The 17,292-nt window shown below is 73.7% G+C and carries 19 protein-coding genes; 11 read left to right on the plus strand and 8 right to left on the minus strand.

Annotation, left to right across the window (positions count from 1 at the left end; translation table 11 throughout):
- Positions 1–85: 85 nt before the first annotated feature.
- A complete protein-coding gene (locus ACZ41I_RS27375) occupies positions 86–1,510 on the plus strand; it encodes an amidase (RefSeq protein WP_468515284.1) in 1,425 nt (474 codons plus the stop codon).
- 330 nt (positions 1,511–1,840) lie between these two features.
- On the opposite strand, the gene ACZ41I_RS27380 is transcribed toward ACZ41I_RS27375, so the two are convergent.
- A complete protein-coding gene (locus ACZ41I_RS27380) occupies positions 1,841–2,269 on the minus strand; it encodes a hypothetical protein (RefSeq protein WP_468515285.1) in 429 nt (142 codons plus the stop codon).
- A gap of 126 nt (positions 2,270–2,395) precedes the next feature.
- The gene (locus ACZ41I_RS27385; protein ID WP_468515286.1) at positions 2,396–3,067 is read right to left on the minus strand and encodes a helix-turn-helix transcriptional regulator; all 672 of its coding nucleotides are present in this window, start codon (positions 3,065–3,067) and stop codon (positions 2,396–2,398) included.
- Between the two features lie 167 nt (positions 3,068–3,234).
- On the opposite strand from ACZ41I_RS27385, the gene ACZ41I_RS27390 reads away from it, so the two are divergent.
- Positions 3,235–3,648 (plus strand): hypothetical protein, encoded by a 414-nt coding sequence (locus ACZ41I_RS27390; protein ID WP_468515287.1) that lies wholly within the window; start codon positions 3,235–3,237, stop codon positions 3,646–3,648.
- A 191-nt stretch (positions 3,649–3,839) separates the two neighbouring features.
- Complete coding sequence (locus ACZ41I_RS27395) at positions 3,840–4,286, plus strand: type II toxin-antitoxin system PemK/MazF family toxin (RefSeq protein ID WP_363215568.1); 447 nt, start codon at positions 3,840–3,842, stop codon at positions 4,284–4,286.
- A 27-nt stretch (positions 4,287–4,313) separates the two neighbouring features.
- Here the strand turns inward: ACZ41I_RS27395 and ACZ41I_RS27400 are convergent, their stop codons facing one another.
- On the minus strand, positions 4,314–5,177 hold the full coding sequence (locus tag ACZ41I_RS27400; protein ID WP_468515288.1) for a TIGR02452 family protein: 864 nt from the start codon (positions 5,175–5,177) through the stop codon (positions 4,314–4,316).
- Positions 5,178–5,464: 287 nt separating this feature from the next.
- Here ACZ41I_RS27400 and egtA point away from each other — a divergent pair, with 287 nt between their 5' ends.
- The 5 genes from egtA (at position 5,465) to ACZ41I_RS27425 (ending at position 10,248) form a co-directional block, all read left to right on the plus strand.
- Positions 5,465–6,814 (plus strand): ergothioneine biosynthesis glutamate--cysteine ligase EgtA, encoded by a 1,350-nt coding sequence (egtA, locus tag ACZ41I_RS27405; RefSeq protein ID WP_468515289.1) that lies wholly within the window; start codon positions 5,465–5,467, stop codon positions 6,812–6,814.
- Positions 6,811–8,157 carry an ergothioneine biosynthesis protein EgtB gene (gene egtB, locus ACZ41I_RS27410; RefSeq protein WP_468515290.1) on the plus strand — a complete coding sequence of 449 codons (1,347 nt, stop codon included), beginning with the start codon at positions 6,811–6,813 and terminating at the stop codon, positions 8,155–8,157. The genes egtA and egtB overlap by 4 nt, the downstream gene beginning before the upstream one ends.
- Positions 8,157–8,972 (plus strand): ergothioneine biosynthesis protein EgtC, encoded by an 816-nt coding sequence (gene egtC / locus ACZ41I_RS27415; protein WP_399765036.1) that lies wholly within the window; start codon positions 8,157–8,159, stop codon positions 8,970–8,972. Before egtB ends, egtC begins: the two co-directional genes overlap by 1 nt.
- Positions 8,969–9,928 carry an L-histidine N(alpha)-methyltransferase gene (egtD, locus tag ACZ41I_RS27420; protein WP_468515291.1) on the plus strand — a complete coding sequence of 320 codons (960 nt, stop codon included), beginning with the start codon at positions 8,969–8,971 and terminating at the stop codon, positions 9,926–9,928. Before egtC ends, egtD begins: the two co-directional genes overlap by 4 nt.
- A 104-nt stretch (positions 9,929–10,032) precedes the next feature.
- Complete coding sequence (locus ACZ41I_RS27425; RefSeq protein ID WP_363215562.1) at positions 10,033–10,248, plus strand: dodecin; 216 nt, start codon at positions 10,033–10,035, stop codon at positions 10,246–10,248.
- A 16-nt stretch (positions 10,249–10,264) separates the two neighbouring features.
- On the opposite strand, the gene ACZ41I_RS27430 is transcribed toward ACZ41I_RS27425, so the two are convergent.
- Positions 10,265–10,753 (minus strand): phosphatase domain-containing protein, encoded by a 489-nt coding sequence (locus tag ACZ41I_RS27430; RefSeq protein WP_399765040.1) that lies wholly within the window; start codon positions 10,751–10,753, stop codon positions 10,265–10,267.
- An 81-nt stretch (positions 10,754–10,834) separates the two neighbouring features.
- Between ACZ41I_RS27430 and ACZ41I_RS27435 the strand changes: the two genes are divergently transcribed.
- The 3 genes from ACZ41I_RS27435 (at position 10,835) to ACZ41I_RS27445 (ending at position 14,497) form a co-directional block, all read left to right on the plus strand.
- A complete protein-coding gene (locus ACZ41I_RS27435) occupies positions 10,835–11,842 on the plus strand; it encodes an LLM class flavin-dependent oxidoreductase (protein ID WP_468515292.1) in 1,008 nt (335 codons plus the stop codon).
- An 81-nt stretch (positions 11,843–11,923) separates the two neighbouring features.
- Complete coding sequence (locus tag ACZ41I_RS27440; protein WP_363215559.1) at positions 11,924–12,118, plus strand: antitoxin; 195 nt, start codon at positions 11,924–11,926, stop codon at positions 12,116–12,118.
- Positions 12,119–12,145: 27 nt separating this feature from the next.
- On the plus strand, positions 12,146–14,497 hold the full coding sequence (locus ACZ41I_RS27445) for an ATP-binding cassette domain-containing protein (protein WP_399765046.1): 2,352 nt from the start codon (positions 12,146–12,148) through the stop codon (positions 14,495–14,497).
- Between the two features lie 9 nt (positions 14,498–14,506).
- Here ACZ41I_RS27445 and ACZ41I_RS27450 read toward each other — a convergent pair whose 3' ends face one another.
- The 4 genes from ACZ41I_RS27450 to ACZ41I_RS27465 form a co-directional block, all read right to left on the minus strand.
- On the minus strand, positions 14,507–14,992 hold the full coding sequence (locus ACZ41I_RS27450) for a hypothetical protein (protein WP_468515293.1): 486 nt from the start codon (positions 14,990–14,992) through the stop codon (positions 14,507–14,509).
- A gap of 31 nt (positions 14,993–15,023) precedes the next feature.
- Entirely contained in the window at positions 15,024–15,584 is a 561-nt protein-coding gene (locus tag ACZ41I_RS27455) for a hypothetical protein (protein ID WP_363215556.1), read from the minus strand.
- A gap of 80 nt (positions 15,585–15,664) precedes the next feature.
- Positions 15,665–16,474: a lysophospholipid acyltransferase family protein gene (locus ACZ41I_RS27460; RefSeq protein ID WP_468515294.1), complete on the minus strand. Its 810-nt coding sequence runs from the start codon at positions 16,472–16,474 to the stop codon at positions 15,665–15,667.
- Positions 16,474–17,244, minus strand: coding sequence for a GNAT family N-acetyltransferase (locus ACZ41I_RS27465; RefSeq protein WP_363215554.1), 771 nt, complete (start codon positions 17,242–17,244; stop codon positions 16,474–16,476). Before ACZ41I_RS27465 ends, ACZ41I_RS27460 begins: the two co-directional genes overlap by 1 nt.
- Positions 17,245–17,292: the final 48 nt, after the last annotated feature.

The following is a 17,292-nucleotide window of genomic DNA, read 5'->3' on the forward strand; positions in this document are numbered from 1 at the left end:
CATCCGTGCGAAAGCCGTACGCACGCCCCCTTCCGACGTTACCGTTCAGTAGACACCGTTCCCCGGAGTCTCCCGGAGGCCGCCCATGCCGCACGACCACTGCGCCGGACTCGTGGAGTCCCGGCGTGCGCTCGCCGCGGGAGAGGTGAGTTCCCGTGCGCTGGTGGAGGCGGCGCTGGGCCGGATCGAGGCCACGCAGGGCACGTTGAACGCCTTCCGGATCGTGCGGGCCGAGGCCGCGCTCGCCGAAGCCGACGCCGCCGACCGGGAGTTGGCCGCCGGGGCGCGGCTCCCGCTGCTCGGGGTGCCGGTGGCGGTGAAGGACGACATGGACGTGGCCGGCGAGCCGACCGCGTTCGGCTGCCGGGGCGCGTTCCCGCCGGTCGCCGAGGACGGGGAGGCGGTACGGCGGCTGCGTGCGGCCGGTGCCGTGATCGTCGGCAAGACGAACACGTGCGAGCTGGGACAGTGGCCGTTCACCGAGGGAGCGGCGTTCGGGGACACCCGCAATCCCTGGCACACCGGGCACACGCCCGGGGGTTCGTCCGGGGGCTCGGCCGCCGCCGTCGCCGCCGGACTCGTCCCCGCCGCGCTCGGCTCGGACGGCGCCGGATCGGTGCGCATTCCGGCCTCGTGGACCGGCCTGATCGGCATCAAGCCGCAGCGCGGCCGTATCTCGACCTGGCCGCGCGGCGAGTCCTTCCACGGCATCACGGTCAACGGCACCCTCGCCCGGACCGTCGCCGACGCGGCCCTGCTGCTGGACGCGGCGAGCGGCAACCACGACCGGGACCCGCACCGGCCGCCCGCGCTGACCGTGGCGGACGCGGTCGGCCGCGACCCGGGCCGGCTGCGCGTCGCCCTGTCCCTCAAGCCCCCGTTCACCGCCGTACCGGCCCGGCTGCACCCGGAGATCCGTGCCCGGGTCGTCGAACTCGCCGAGCAGCTCGCCGCGTTGGGGCACGACGTCGAGGAGGCCGATCCGCCGTACGGGCAGATCGGGTTGACCTTCGTGCCGCGCGCCACCGCCGGTATCGCCGACTGGGTCCGCGAGGCCCCCGACCCGGCGCTGCTCGACCCGCGCACCCGGGAGGCGGCCCGGCTCGGCCGGCTGCTCGGCGGGGCCCCGCTGCGGGCGGCCCGGCGCGCGGAGGCGGTGCTGCACCGCCGTATCGGCGGGTTCTTCGGGCGTTACGACCTGATCCTCGCGCCGACGACGGCCGCTCCCCCGCCCCGGATCGGCGCCCTGTACCGGCTGCGGCGGGGGCTGGCCACGGACCGCGCGATGATCGCCGCCTGCCCGTACGCGTGGCCGTGGAACGTGCTGGGCTGGCCGGGTGTCAACGTGCCCGCGGGGTTCGTCGGCGACGGCCTGCCGGTGGGTGCGCAGCTGCTCGGGCCCGCCCACAGCGAACCGCTGCTGGTGTCCGTCGCCGCCCAGGTGGAGGCGGAGCTGCGCTGGCACGAACGGTGGCCGCCGGAGCCGGCCCCTGAACCGCGGGCCGCCTGAGGCCGGTCCGATGAGCGTTCGATCAGCTGCCGCCCGCCGGGAAGCGCACCTGTCCGCGTCCCTGTGCCGGCGAAGTCCCGGCACTGCATGCCGGGGAACGTCCGCCGCTGCCCGAAGGCCGCCGACGGCGGCGATGGCCGAGCGCACGAGCCGGCTCGGGCCCGTCGGCGGCAGCTGCTGAGCCGCGTCACCGGCCGAGTCCGTCGCAGCCGGTGTCGCTGGAAACGGTCACATCACGGCTGGCGGCACTCGCCATCCGGCCCGCCCGCCGCGGCCCCGGTCCGCGGCCCTGCGTGATCGGCCGCCGGGTTGGGGTGCATCGGGGTGCCCTCACACCGCGAGCAGGCCGACTCCCAGGGCCAGCAGGGCCACCACCTTGAGCGTCTCCAGCCCCACGTACCAGAAGTGGCTGCGGGAACGGGGCAGTTCCTCCCCCGCGAGGATCCGGTCGGACCGGCGGTTGAGGGAGGGCCGGACGACGGCCAGCTGCGTGAGGAGCAGCACCGCGACGACCGCCGTCAGAGCCGTGATCCCGGCCGGGGCCCCGCCCAGGGCGAGCGCGGCGATCACGACGAGGGCCAGCACCACCTCCACGGCGTTCAGTGCGCAGAAGACCAGTCGGCCTATGCCCAGGCCGACCGGGATGGTCACGCCCGGTGCGCGGAACTTCAGCGGGGCCTCCAGGAAGGAGATCGCCAGCACCATGCCGAGCCAGACGAAGGTGACCGCGCTCGCGGTGGCGGCGGACGTGGCGTTCATCGGCGGGGCCTTTCTCCGCCGGGGCCGGCGGGTGGAGTTCGGCGGGAGTGGTTCCTCGGGGGCGGGCCGGACCGCCTGTTCGGCGCACGGTGCGGCGGCCTGAGCGCGCCTGTCGACCCGGCGGGGCTAGGCGGCGGTGGTCGCGGCCAAGTGGGCCACGCAGGAGTCGGGGTCCGCGAAGGGTTCCAGGCCGGTTGCCGTCAGCGGGGCGTCCAGCCGGGCCAACGCGCCCTGCATCAGGCCCAGATGGAGCGGGCACACCAACCGGCCGTGTTCCTCGGCGAGTTCCAGGAAGGGGCAGTGCCGCAACCGGATCCGCCGGGGCGGTCCGCCGGTCCCGTCCGCTCCTTCGGGCTGCGGCGCGAAGCCCAGCTCGTCCAGCAGCGCGAGGAGTGCGGCCACCGAACGCCCGGCCGTCGGCTCCTCGAACGGTGGCGGCGGCTCCACGAGGAAGGCACCCCACGCCCGGCCCGTCTCCATCGCCTCCGTCCGCGCCGTCGCCGGGTCGGCGGATGCCCACCTGCTGAGCAGGATGCGGGCGAGGAGCCGGTAGTCACGCGTGCCGCCGCGGTCCATACCCGGACGCGCGGTGTAGACGGTGCGGGGCCGGCCGGGTCCGGGGGATCCCTCGGCGCGGCGCTCGACCAGGCCGTCGGCCACCAGGGCGTCCAGGTGGAAGCGCACCGTGTTGGGGTGGACGCCGATGCGCTCGGCCGTCTCCGCGACGCCGAGCGGTGACGGCGCGGCGCGCAGTACGTCCAGCACCTCTCGGCGGCGCGGGCTCTGCCGCGTGGTCATGTCCGGGCCCCTCTCCCACCTGCGCGTATTTCTTACGAATCCTACACGTATAAATTGTAGGGTGGTCGGGGGAAGGGCAGTGGGTGCCGGTACCCCCGGGACATCCGGGGCCAGGGCACCCGGGGCCAGGACGTCCGCAGACGCGGAAGAGCCGAAAGGATCACCAGATGACATCGCGGTCCGCGATCCGCACTGGGCCGGCCGGCCGCACCACGGGGGACGCACGCGTGCTGTGCGACGCCCGGGCGCTGGCCGAGGCTCCGCCGGTACCGGGCGGAGTGCTGTGGAAGCTGTCCGAGAGCGAACGGCAGCTCGACGCCAACGTGGTCCGGCTCGCTCCGGGCGGCCGGATCACCGCCCACACCGAATCGCAGCTGGATGTGATGGTTCTGGTCGTGGCCGGGGGCGGTGTGCTCGGCGCGGGCCCCGCGGACGAACCCGAGCCGCTCGCCGAGGGCGCCCTGGTCTGGCTGCCGCACGGCGCGCCGCGCAGCATCACCGCCGGTGAGGCGGGGCTGACCTATGTGACCGTGCATCAGCGCCGCCCGGGCATGCGGATCGGCACGCGCCCCGACGCCTGACCGCCCGTACCGGCCACGCCCTCGCGCGCTCGCCGGTCACGCACACCCGGCCGTCGACGCGCCGCCGGCCCATGACCCGGTTCACCAAGCACAGCCGCCGGTCACCGCCGGCCCGGCCCCGCCGCACAACGTGCCGACGTCGGGAGGCCCTTGCGCTCCCGGTACGGCCCACCAGGGCCTAGGGTGCCTGCGTGACCACGTATACCGATGAGAACGTCCCCGGCCGGTACGGCCCCCACGCGACCACCGAGGCCGACCCGCGCGAGGTCGGCCGGGTGCGCACCGAGTACTCCCCGGCCCACGACGGCGACCCGGACCCCGGCGAGATCGTCTGGACCTGGGTGCCGTTCGAGGAGAACGACGGCCGGGGCAAGGACCGCCCGGTGCTGGTCGTCGCCCGGGAGGCGGCCGGCACCTTCCTCGCCGTACAGCTGTCCAGCAAACGGCACGACGGCGACCGGGAGTGGGTGGCGATCGGCAGCGGCCCGTGGGACCGGACCGGCCGGGACTCCTGGGTGGACGTGGACCGGGTGCTGCGGCTGCACGAGGAGGGCATGCGCCGTGAGGCGTGCGCGCTGGACCGGATGCGGTTCAACCTCGTCCGGCAGCGGCTGCACGAGCGCTACGGCTGGACCTGACCGGCCCACGGCGCGTCGGCCCGGCCCTCAGGGGAACGCCCGGGTGAACGCCTCCCGCACCACCGCCCCCGGCGTCCGGTCCAGCACCCCGAACACCACGTGCTCGAAGGTCCGGGCGAACCGGCCGCCGGGGCCGAGCAGCGCCCGGAACGCCTCCGCGACCTGCGCCGGGTCGTTCTGGAACACGCCGCAGCCCCAGGCGCCGAGCACCAGACCGCGATAGCCGTGCGCGGCGGCCGTCTCCAGCACCCGCTCGGCCCGCACCGCCAGGGCGCCCGGCAGCTCGGCGGCGCGCTCCGGTTGCGTACGCCGTACGACGCCCGCGTTGGGGGCGGCCGCGGTCAGAAAGCCGACGAGATACGGCTCGGCCAGCAGCCGGCCCCGGTCGTCACGGAAGACCGGGACGGCCGGTGAGTGGATCACCCGGTTCGTGTAGAACGGGTCGCGGTGGGCTCGGTGATGGTCGTAGAAGGAGCGGGCCGTCAGCAGGCACGTGTACAGCGCGGAGGCGCGGCACAGGGCCTCCTCCTGGGCCTGCGCGCCGTTGAGAAAGCCGCCGCCCGGATTGCGGGCGGACGCGAAGTTCAGTACGGCGACCGGAGCGCCGGCCAGCCGGCGGGCGGCTTCGAGGCTGCTCTCGCCGGTGACCTCGACAACGGTGTCGACACCGGTCCCGCCCTTCTGTGACACGGAAACCGGTTCCGGACCGAGCATCCGCGTACCATCCCGCGCGGCCTGGATCTCCGCCGCGAGGGACACCTCCCGGCCGTCCGGCGCGCGGTACCGGCCCGCCGCCACGATCTGCTCCGTCTCCGCGGCGATGCAGCGTCTTTCCGTTCGCCCGCGGGGCGCCTCAGCCTTCGGCTCACTCGCCGGCAGGCGCGCGCTCACGGCGCCACCCCCGTGGACGCCGTGACCGCGGCCCGCGCGGCCTCCCCCGTCGTGCTCATGCATGCATCCTGGGCGATGCTGGTGATGCGGTGCAACGGAGTTTCCCGCCCCCGGAACGGCCCGGAACAGCCCGAAAACGCCTACGAAAACGGAGATGACCGATCCGGAACGTCCGCCGGGGCACCCTTGTGCGAAGCGGCTCAAGGGTTTTGGGTGGGACCCGTGCCTGCCCGGCCCGGTGCTTGAACCAGGCCGGTGGCATGGTGGAATCTCAGGAGGATCCCGACATGTCCGATTCGCAGAGTGACGGTGGCGACTGTACGGACCACCGCACCGCCATCACCGAAGCCGAGGTGGAGGCCCTGGTCCGGGGCATCTGCTTCAAGACCGGGCCACCCCGCGCGCTGGGTGTCGAGCTGGAGTGGCTGATACACGAGCTGCGCATGCCGCAGCTCCCCGTGACACCCGAACGACTCGAAGCGGCGTACGCCGCGCTGCGGGCCGTGCCCCTGCGGTCGCCGCTCACCGTGGAGCCCGGCGGCCAGCTGGAGCTGAGCTCGCCGCCCGCCGCCTCCCTGATGGAGTGCATCGGCACCGTCTCCGCCGACCTGGACACCGTCCGCGCCGTCCTCGCCGAGCACGATCTCGGTCTGGTCGGCATCGGCCACGACCCCTGGCACACCCCCCGCAGGTTCCTGCACGAACCGCGCTACGACGCGATGGAGACCTGCCTGGACCGCACCGGCCCCGCGGGCCGCCACATGATGTGCACCTCCGCCTCCGTGCAGGTCTGCGTGGACGCCGGTCATGAGGAACCCGGCCCGCTCGGGCACGAGCGGCGCTGGTGGCTGGCCCATACGCTGGGGGCGGTCCTGGTGGCCGCGTTCGCCAACTCCCCCCTGCTCGGCAGCGAACCGACGGGCTGGCTGTCCACCCGGCAGCTGCTGTGGTTGGAGATCGGCGCCGGCCGTGCGGGCGCTCCCCCGCTGGACGGCGACCCACGGGCCGCCTGGGCCCGGCATGTCCTGGACGCGCCGGTGATGTGCGTGCGCCGGGACAGCGGGCCGTGGGAGGTGCCCGAGGGGCTCACCTTCCGCGAGTGGACCCGTTCCCGGTCGCCCCGGCCGCCCACCCGGGCGGACCTCGACTACCACCTGACCACCCTGTTCCCGCCGGTGCGGCCGCGCGGCCATCTGGAGCTGCGGATGATCGACGCGCAGCCCGGCGACGACGGCTGGATCGTGCCGCTCGCGGTGACGGCGGCGCTGTTCGACGATCCGGAGGCCGCCGAGACGGCGTACCGGAGCGTGAAGCCCCTCGCGGAGCGGGCCCTGAACCTGCCCGCCCCGCACAATCCGCTGTGGACGGACGCGGCCCGGTACGGGCCCGCCGACCCGGAACTGCGCGAGGCCGCGGAGCTGTGTTTCGCGGCGGCGCTGGAGGCGCTGCCCCGGCTCGGCGCCACCGCCGAGGTGACCAACGCGGTGGCCGCGTACCGCGACCGCTATGTCGCCCGGGGCCGCTGTCCGGCCCACGACCTGCTGGACCGGCTGGACGGCGGCGACCCGCGCCCCGCCCGGTCCGGCCGCACCGGGGGCACCCCCACCGCCCACGGGAGGAAGGACATCCGCACATGACCGCCCCCGAGACCGACACCACGACGGCAGGGACGACGGAGCCGGACACCGAGGCGCTGCGGGAGCGCGCGCTGACCTCGCTGACCACCGCCCGTGCCCGCACCACGCTGCTGACCGGCTGTGTCGAGGACCCGGACCTCACCGCCCAGCACTCGCCGCTGATGTCCCCGCTGGTGTGGGACCTCGCCCACATCGGCAACCAGGAGGAGCTGTGGCTGCTGCGGGCGGTCGGCGGCCGGGACGCCATGCGCCCCGAGATCGACAGCCTCTACGACGCCTTCGAGCACCCGCGCGCCGAGCGGCCCGCACTGCCGCTGCTGCCACCCGCCGAGGCCCGGCACTACGCGGCCGAGGTGCGCGGCCGGGTCATGGACCTGCTGGAGAAGGCGGACTTCCACGGCACCCGGCTGACCGAGGCCGGTTTCGCCTTCGGGATGATCGCCCAGCACGAACAGCAGCACGACGAGACCATGCTGATCACCCATCAGCTCAGGAAGGGCCCGCAGGCGCTCACCGCACCGGACCCCGGACCGGCTCCGCTGTTCACCGGTCCCGCCGAAGTGCTGGTGCCCGGTGGCCCGTTCACCATGGGCACCTCGGCCGAGCCGTGGGCGCTGGACAACGAACGCCCGGCGCACGCCCGGGAGGTGGCACCGTTCTGGATCGACACCACCCCGGTGACGAACGCGGCGTACCAGGCGTTCATCGAGGACGGCGGCTACGACACAGAGCGCTGGTGGACACCGGAGGGCTGGACCCACATCAAGCAGCACACGATCACGGCCCCGCTGTTCTGGCGCCGGGACGGCGACCGCTGGCTGCGCCGCCGTTTCGGGGTGACCGAGGCGGTCCCGCCGGACGAGCCGGTGCTGCACGTGTGCTGGTACGAGGCCGACGCCTACGCCCGCTGGGCCGGGCGCCGGCTGCCCACCGAGGCGGAGTGGGAGAAGGCCGCCCGGCACGATCCGGCCACCGGCCGCTCGATGCGCTACCCGTGGGGCGACGCGGACCCGGCGCCGGAACACGCCAACCTGGGCCAGCGGCACCTCAGGCCCGCCCCCGCCGGCAGCTATCCCGCCGGTGAGTCCCCGCTCGGGGTACGCCAGTTGATCGGTGATGTGTGGGAGTGGACGGCGAGCGACTTCCTGCCGTACCCGGGGTTCCAGGCCTTCCCGTACAAGGAGTACTCGGAGGTGTTCTTCGGCTCCGACCACAAGGTGCTGCGCGGCGGGTCGTTCGCCGTGGACCCGGTGGCCTGCCGGGGCACGTTCCGCAACTGGGACTACCCGATCCGGCGGCAGATCTTCTCCGGGTTCCGCACCGTCCGCTCGGCGGCCGTCTGATGTGCCGTCACCTGGCCTATCTGGGGCCCGAGGTACCGCTCGGCCGGATCCTCGTGGAGCCCGAGCACAGCCTGTTGCGCCAGTCGTGGGCGCCCCGGCGGCAGCGCTACGGGACCGTCAACGCCGACGGTTTCGGGGCCGGCTGGTACGCCCCGGACGATCCGGTCCCGGCGCGCTACCGGCGTGCGGGACCGATCTGGGCGGACCTGTCCTTCGCCGACCTGGCCCGGGTGGTGCGCTCCGGCTGCGTACTGGCCGCCGTACGGGACGCGACGCTCGCGGGCGCGGACGCGGAGGCCGCCGCGGCGCCCTTCGCGTCGGGCCGGTGGCTGTTCAGCCACAACGGCGTCCTCGCGGGCTGGCCCGACTCTGCGGCCCCGCTGGTGTCCGCGCTGCCCCCGGTCGAGCTGCTGTCGCTGCAGGCCCGTACCGACTCGGCGTTCGTCTGGGCGCTGGTCCTGCACCGGCTGCGCTCGGGCGACGAGCCGGAACAGGCCCTCGGTGAAACGGTTCGGCAGCTGGCTGGGGCGGCCCCCGCCTCCCGGCTCAACCTGCTGCTGACCGACGGCGCGACGATCGCCGCCACCGCCTGGGGCGACACCCTCTGGTACCGCACGGAGCCAGGCCTGAGCACGGTCGTCGCCTCCGAGCCCTACGACGACGATCCGCTCTGGCAGGAGGTCCCCGACCGCACCGTGCTCACCGCGAGCCGCGCCGGCGTGCTGCTCGCACCGCTGGAGGATCCCGCGTCCTCCCCCACTCTCGACTGCGCTCGAGCGGGGGGACCCCCATCAACGAAGGAGCCCTGTACGTGAGCCCCCTGCACGTCACCCGCACCCTCCCCGAGGACGCGACGGACGCCGCGCTGCGCGCCGACGTCCGGCACGGCCTCACCGTCAATCCCAAGTGGCTGCCGCCCAAGTGGTTCTACGACGCCCGGGGCAGCGAACTGTTCGAGCAGATCACCGAGCTGCCCGAGTACTACCCCACCCGCGCCGAGCGCGAGATCCTCGCCACCCGGTCCGACGAGATCGCCGCGGCCAGCGGGGCACGCACACTGATCGAACTCGGCTCGGGCTCATCGGAGAAGACCCGCTACCTCCTCGACGCGCTCGCCCCGGCGGCATACGTCCCGGTCGACGTCAGCGAGAGCGCCCTCACCCAGGCCGGGAAGGCGCTGGTCGCGGACCACCCGGACCTCGCCGTCCACGCGCTGATCGCCGACTTCACCGCCCCGCTGACCCTGCCCGCCACCCCCGGGCCGCGGCTGCTTGCCTTCCTCGGCGGCACGATCGGCAACCTGCTGCCCGACGAACGCGCGCGGTTCCTGGCCTCCGTGCGCGCGCTGCTCACGCCGGGTGACGGGCTGCTGCTCGGCACGGACCTGGTCAAGGACGAACGGGTGCTGGTCCGGGCGTACGACGACGCGGCCGGGGTGACGGCCGCGTTCAACAAGAACGTGCTGTCCGTCGTCGACCGCGAGCTGGGCGCCGACTTCGACCCGGACGCCTTCGACCATGTGGCGCTGTGGGACGCCGAGCGGGAATGGATCGAGATGCGGCTGCGCTCCCGTACCGCACAGACCGTGAAGGTGCCCGCGCTGGACCTCGCCGTGGACTTCGCGGCGGGCGAGGAGCTGCGCACCGAGGTGTCGGCCAAGTTCCGCAAGGACGGCGTGAGGGCCGAACTGGCCACAGCGGGCCTGGAGTTGACTCACTGGTGGACGGACGCTCAGGGTCGCTTCGCGCTGTCGCTGAGCGTGCTGCGGTGAGCCGGACGTAAGGAACGGGACGCACGGCGGGCATGTGACCGCCGTGCGGTCCGGGCGCGGATGCGGCACCGTGGAGTACGGCGTGACACGAGAGGAGCACCCGCATGTCGAACCACACCTACCGGGTCACCGAGATCGTCGGCACCTCGCACGAGGGCGTCGACCAGGCCATCCGCAACGGCATCGCCCGCGCCGACCAGACCCTGCGCAATCTGGACTGGTTCGAGGTGACGCAGATCCGGGGCCAGATCGAGAACGGACGGATCGAGCACTACCAGGTGGGCCTGAAGGTGGGTTTCCGCATCGAGGACGGCGACTGAGGGCGGCCGCCGGCCGTCAGGTACGCCCTTCGCGTTCCTGCGCCTCTTCCAGTGCGGCGGACTTCGCGGCCCAGCGGGCCCGCACCACGGTGAACCCGGCACGTTCGGCGTCGTCGCAGACCAGCTCGTCGTCGTCCACGACGACCCGCACCTCCCGGTCCCGCGCGAGCCGGCGCAGGATCTCCAGCTTGGTGAACCGGGCCGGCCTGCGGTCGGCGTTGCTCCGCATGTGCACCCGCCCCTCGGGCAGCCCGTGGTGCGCGAGCCACTCCAGGGTGTCCCGGCGGTACCGCTCGGGCCGGCCCGTCAGATAGACGACCTCGCACTCCCGGGCGCTCTCCACCGCCAGCGCCACCCCCTCGGCGAGCGGCGGATCCGCGGGCGCGGCGGCGAAGAACGCGCCCCACTCCCGCGGCCGGCTCTCCAGGAAGTGCTGCCGGTGAGCGGTGTCGGCCAGGGTGTTGTCGAGGTCGAACACGGCAAGCGGACGCCTGATGTCTGTCACAGGGTCACCCTAGCCAGGCGTTTCGGGACCGACGCCGGAACGCCTCGGGAATCATCCGGCCGTCAGGGTGTTGAAGCCTGCGTGAGCAGTACGACGATCGCGCGGACCCCGTTCTCCGTCCTCGACCGTTCCCGCGCCCGGCAGGGGCGTCCGCCCGCCGAGGCGCTGCGTGACACCCTCACGCTGGCGCGCGAGGCGGAGGCGCTCGGATACCACCGCTTCTGGGTGTCCGAGCACCACGGCGTGCCCGGCGTCGCCGGCTCCGCGCCGACCGTGCTCGCCGCCGCGGTCGCGTCCGCGACCCGCACGATCCGGGTCGGCACCGGCGGCGTGATGCTGCCCAACCATCAATCCCTGGTCGTCGCCGAGCAGTTCGGCGTCCTGGAGTCCCTGTTCCCCGGGCGGATCGACATGGGGCTCGGGCGTTCCGTCGGCTTCACCGACGGGGTGCGCAGGGCGCTCGGCCGGGACAAGGAGGACGCCGAGGACTTCGCGACACGGCTCGGGGAGCTGCTGGGCTGGTTCGAGGGAACCTCGCCGACCGGGGTGCGGGCGCGCCCCGCGGAAGGTCTGCGGGTGCCGCCGTTCGTGCTGGCCATGGGCGAGGGCGCGCGGATCGCGGCACGTGCCGGACTGCCGATGGTGATCGGCGATCTGCGCGGCCGGGAGAGGCTGCTGCGCGGCATCGACCAGTACCGTGCGCTGTTCCGCCCCTCCCCCTGGGCGTCCGAGCCGTACGTCGTGATCTCCGGCACGGTCGCCGTCGCGGGCACGGAGGAGGAGGCCCGGCGGCTGCTGGTACCGGAGGCCTGGTCGATGGCGTACTCCCGCACCCACGGCACCTTCCCGCCCCTCGCTCCGGCCGAGGAGATCGAGGCCCGCCCGATGACCGCGAAGGAGCGCGGCTTCTACGAGGCCGCTCTCGCCGGCCACATCGCCGGCACCGGCGAGCAGGTCGCCCATGCGCTGGAGACGGTGCTGAAGGAGACGGGGGCGGACGAGGTCCTGGTCACCACGAGCACGTACGACCGTCCGGCGCTGCTGGATTCCTACCGGCGGCTCGCCGGTCTCCTCACGCCGGGCCGCTGAGGTCCCGCGCTCCCGAGATGCGAACCCGGCCGGGGCCGGTGACCCTGGGAGGGGAAGCCGCAAGCGACGAGGAGGGCTGCCATGTCCTTCATGGACAAGATCAAGGGGATGCTCAAGGGCCATGAGGACATGGCCGACAAGGGCATCGACAAGGGCGGCGACTACATCGACCAGCGCACCGGGGACAAGTACCAGTCGCAGGTCGACACCGGCCAGGACAAGCTGAGGGACGAGTTCGGCACCCGGCCGAACCGGGACAACCCGCCGCAGTCGTAGCGTACGGGGGCGGCTAGAGTTCCCCCCATGCACAGCCCCCGCGACCCGCACGACCCCTGCGTCCGCGTACGCGGAGCCCGTGAGCACAACCTCAAGGGCGTCGACGTGGACATCCCCCGGGACGTACTGGCCGTGTTCACCGGCGTGTCCGGCTCGGGAAAGTCGTCCCTGGCGTTCGGCACGATCTACGCCGAGGCTCAGCGGCGGTACTTCGAGTCGGTCGCGCCGTACGCGCGCAGGCTGATCCACCAGGTCGGGGCGCCCAAAGTCGGGGAGATCACCGGGCTGCCGCCCGCGGTCTCGCTGCAGCAGCGCCGCTCGGCCCCCTCCTCCCGTTCCTCGGTGGGCACGGTCACCAATCTCTCGAACTCGCTGCGCATGCTGTTCTCCCGTGCCGGGGAGTATCCGGCGGGCGCGGACCGGCTCGATTCGGACGCCTTCTCGCCGAACACGGCGGCCGGGGCCTGCCCGGAGTGCCACGGCCTGGGCCAAGTGCACCGCACCACCGAGGAGTTGCTGGTGCCGGACCCCTCGCTGTCCATCCGCGAGGGTGCCGTCGCCGCCTGGCCCGGTGCCTGGCAGGGCAAGAACCTGCGTGACATCCTCGACGCGCTCGGCCATGACGTGGACCGGCCCTGGCGCGAGCTGCCCGCGCGGGAGCGGGAATGGATCCTGTTCACGGACGAGCAGCCGGTCGTCACCGTCCACCCGGTGCGGGACGCCGACCGCATCCAACGGCCGTACCAGGGCACGTACATGAGCGCCCGCAGGTATGTGCTGAAGACCTTCTCGGACACCAAGTCCGCGTCGCTGCGGGCGAGGGCGGAACGGTTCCTGACCAGCGCCCCGTGCCCGGTGTGCGGGGGCAGCCGGCTGCGGCCCGAGGCGCTCGCGGTGACCTTCGAAGGCCGGAGCATCGCCGAACTGGCCGCGCTGCCGCTGACCGACCTGGCCGCCCTGCTGGACGGCGGCGGCGAGGCGGGCACCGAGACCGTCCGGGTCCTCACCGAGGACCTCACCTCCCGGATCGCACCGGTGGTCGAGCTGGGCCTCGGCTATCTGAGCCTGGACCGCGCCACTCCCACCCTGTCGGCCGGTGAGCTGCAACGGCTGCGGCTGGCCACGCAGCTGCGGTCCGGGCTGTTCGGCGTGGTGTACGTGCTGGACGAGCCGTCCGCAGGACTGCACCCGGCGGACACCGAGGCACTGCTGACCGTGCTGGACCGGCTGAAGGCCGCGGGCAACTCGGTGTTCGTGGTGGAGCACCATCTGGAGGTGGTGCGCGGCGCCGACTGGCTGGTGGACGTGGGCCCCGGCGCGGGCGAGCACGGCGGACGCGTGCTGTACAGCGGGCCGCCGGCCGAGCTGGCGTCGGTCGAGGAGTCGGCGACGGCCGCGTTCCTCTTCGACGAGTCACCGGGTCCCGCACGTGCAGTCCGCGAGCCGCGCGGCTGGCTGACGGTGGGTCCGGTGACCCGGCACAACCTGCGCGCGGTGACGGCCGAGTTCCCGCTCGGCGCCTTCACCGCCGTCACCGGGGTCTCCGGCTCCGGAAAGTCCACGCTGATCGGTGAGTTGACGGAGGAGCTGGCGGGGGTGGACCGGCTGGTCCGGGTCGACCAGAAGCCGATCGGGCGCACCCCGCGGTCCAACCTGGCCACCTACACCGGTCTGTTCGACGTCGTACGCAAGGTGTTCGCCGAGACGCAGGAGGCGCGAGCGCGCGGGTACGGCGTGGGCCGGTTCTCCTTCAACGTGGCGGGGGGACGCTGCGAGACGTGCCAGGGCGAGGGGTTCGTGAGCGTCGAGCTGCTGTTCCTGCCGAGCACGTACGCGCCCTGCCCGGACTGCGGCGGTGCCCGCTACCACCCCGGGACACTCGAAGTGTCGTACCGGGGGCGGAACATCGCCGAGGTGCTCGATCTGACGGTGGAGGCCGCGGCGGAGTTCTTCGCCGGCATCCCGGCCGCCGCCCGCAGCCTGGGCACCCTGCTCGACGTGGGCCTCGGCTATCTGCGGCTCGGTCAGCCGGCGACCGAGCTGTCCGGCGGCGAGGCGCAGCGGATCAAGCTGGCGAGCGAGCTGCAGCGCGGGCGGCGCGGGCACACCCTCTATCTGCTGGACGAGCCGACGACCGGCCTGCACCCTGCCGATGTGGAGGTGCTGATGGAGCGCCTGCACGGGCTGGTCGACGCCGGGCACACCGTCGTGGTGGTCGAGCATGACATGACGGTGGTCGCGGGCGCGGACTGGGTGATCGACCTGGGCCCCGGCGGAGGTGACCGGGGCGGGCGGATCGTGGCGGCGGGGGCACCGGAGCGGGTGGCCCGGGCGGAGGGCAGCGCGACGGCGCCCTTCCTGGCCCGGGTCATGCCCTGAACGGGACGCTCAGGTACTGAGCAACCGGTTGAAGAACGAACGATAGCGGCGCAGCGCTCCGCGGAGTTCCTCGGTGTCGACCCGCTCGCCGTGGCTCCACTGGGCCTCCAGGTCCTTCTTGTGCTGGGCGAAGGTGGATGCCAGGGCCTGCATGACATCCGCCACGAGTGTGTCGGCGTCGTGCACGGCCTCGCGGGGATCGTCCACGAACTTGTTCTGGGTCTGCTGCCACCGGTCGCGGAACCGGCGCTCCTCGTCATCCGTCAGCAGCTGCGGAACCTCCTCGTCCGAGGCGGTCGGGGCCTCGGGGGCCTCGGCGTCGGCTCCACCCGTGACGGAGTCGCCACCCGCGCCCTCCGACGCGGTGCTCTCCCCGGGATAGACGGGGGCTCCTGAGGATGCCGGCTCCGCCTCCGGGCCGGTGGTGGACGGCTGGGCGAGGTCCTCGGTGGACAGACCGCCGGTGGTGCGGTCCTCGTCCTCGTTTCTGTGCATGGCGTTCCTCCATGCGGGGTCGTGGTCGTGGTCAGGACCGGGCGGGCTGCGCCCGGCCGCCGCCGTCGGAGAGCAACTCGTCGAACAGGGCGCGGTAGTGCACCATGGCACCCCGCAGCTGCTCGGTCGTCGCCTGCTTGCGGGTGGTGAGGGTCTCCACCTCGTGCGCGGCCCGGTAGTGCTCCAGCGTGGCGCCGTGCTCCACCGAGAGGTCCTTCAGCTGCTGCTCGAATCCCTCGGTCGGGTATCCGCGCTCGTGCATCAGGGAGGTCACCAGCCGGTCCGCGTCGTGCACCGCGTCCTCCGGCCGGTCGACGAACTCCTCCTGGACACTGCTCCACTCCCGCGTGTAGCGGTCCCGTGAGACGGTGGGCAGCGGTTTGATCTCCAGCGAGTCGTGTCGCCGCTCGCGGGCCCTGAGCTCACGCTCTGCGGCGAGCCGGCTGTCGGATCCCTCGACCGTCCGTTCGTACTCCGGGCCGAAGCGCTGACGGAGGTGACGGCGGCGCATCAGCAGTGCGGCCGCCACAGCGGCCAGAGCGACCACCACCACGATCGGGATGATGATCGCCAGAAGCGTTCCCGTGGACATGGCCACACGCTCCTCAGGGAGTAGTGATGTGCACTGTCCGTCTTCCCATTCGCCCGATATGTAAGCTTTCTCGGCGATGGTCAGGCGGAGAGCAGGGCCTCGTGGGTCCAGGCGGGCTCCGGGGCGACCGGCTGGGCTGCGCGGGCGAGGGACCGGCGGTCGGCATGGGTGCCCGGCGGTATCACCGGGAGTGTCTCCACCTGCGCGATCAGGCCGCGCGTACGGGCCACCCGCCACAGGGATGCCAGCAGGGTGTCCTCGCCGACGAACGCCGCTGCCGTGCCGGCCGTACCGCCGTCCTGGGTGTAGCGGAGCCGCACCGGCTGCACGGGCGCGCCCGCGTCCAGCGCGGCCTGGAAGACCGCCCGGTGGAAGCGGCCGTGGGCCCGGCCGCACCAGGTGCTGCCCTCGGGGAACGCGGCCACGGCCGCCCCCTCGCGCAGCGACCCGGCGATCCGGGCCACCGTCCCGGGCAGGGCACGCAGCCGGTCCCGCTCGATGAACAGGACCCCGCCGCGCGCGGCCAGCGCGCCCGCCACCGGCCACTGCCGGATCTCGGTCTTGGCCAGCATCCGGGCGGGCCGTACGGCGGTCAGCAGCGGGATGTCCAGCCACGAGACATGGTTGGCGACCAGCAGCAGCCCGCCGGCCGGTGCGGCGGGACCGGTGCGGCGGACCCGGACCCCGATGGCCCGCACGATCGCCCGGCACCACCGCCCGACCCACTCGGCGGGGATCCTCCCGCCGAGCGGTGACAGCGCGATCCCGGCCAGCAGCAGGACCACGACAGCGGCCAGCCGCAGCACGGCCCGGGGTACGGCCGCGGCGGCCGGGGCCGGCTCCACACAGGCGCCCGGGGTGCAGGGCGCGCTGGGCAGCCAGACGCTCATCAGGCCGGCACGAGGGAGAGGAAGTGCCGCAGATAGCGCGGGTTGACCCGGCGCATCGACAGCAGCACATACAGGTCGGCGACCCCGAAGTCCGGGTCGTGCGCGGGCGCGCCGCACACCCAGGCACCGAGGCGCAGGTAGCCGCGCAGCAGGGCGGGCAGCTCGCTGTGCCCGGCCGGGGTCTCGGCGTTCGGGACCCACGGCAGCAGCGGCCGTACCCGGAACTCCTCGGGCCCGAGGTGCTTGGCACTCACCCGCTCCCAGGTGGCCGTCGCGAGGGCGCCGCCGTCGGCGAGCGGCACCGAGCAGCAGCCCGCCAGCCACTCGTGCCCGCGGTCGGTCATGTAGCGGGCTATCCCGGCCCAGATCAGGCTGATGACGGCGCCGTCGCGGTGGTCGGGGTGCACACAGGAGCGGCCGACCTCGACCAGTCCGGGCCGGATCCCGTCGAGCGCGGCCAGCTCGAACTCGCCCTCCGAGTAGAGCCGCCCGGCGACCGCGGCCCGCTCCGGCGGCAGCAGCCGGTAGGTGCCGACGACCTGCCCGGTGGCGGTGTCGCGGACCAGCAGGTGGTCGCAGTGGGCGTCGAAGGCGTCGACGTCCAGTCCCGGCTGCGGCGTGGCCAGCAGGGCCCCCATCTCACCGGCGAAGACGTCGTGCCGCAGCCGCTGCGCGGCCCGCACGTCGTCCTCGTCACGGGCGAGGGTGACCGTGTAGCGGGTCGGTGCCGCGGGCTGTGGGGGGCGGTCGAGGGTGGAAACGCCGGTCATGGCTCTCTCCTGGTCATGGGCCGGTTCGGCGACGGCGGCGGGCTGGGC

This window comes from Streptomyces sp. NPDC030799 (assembly GCF_055572255.1).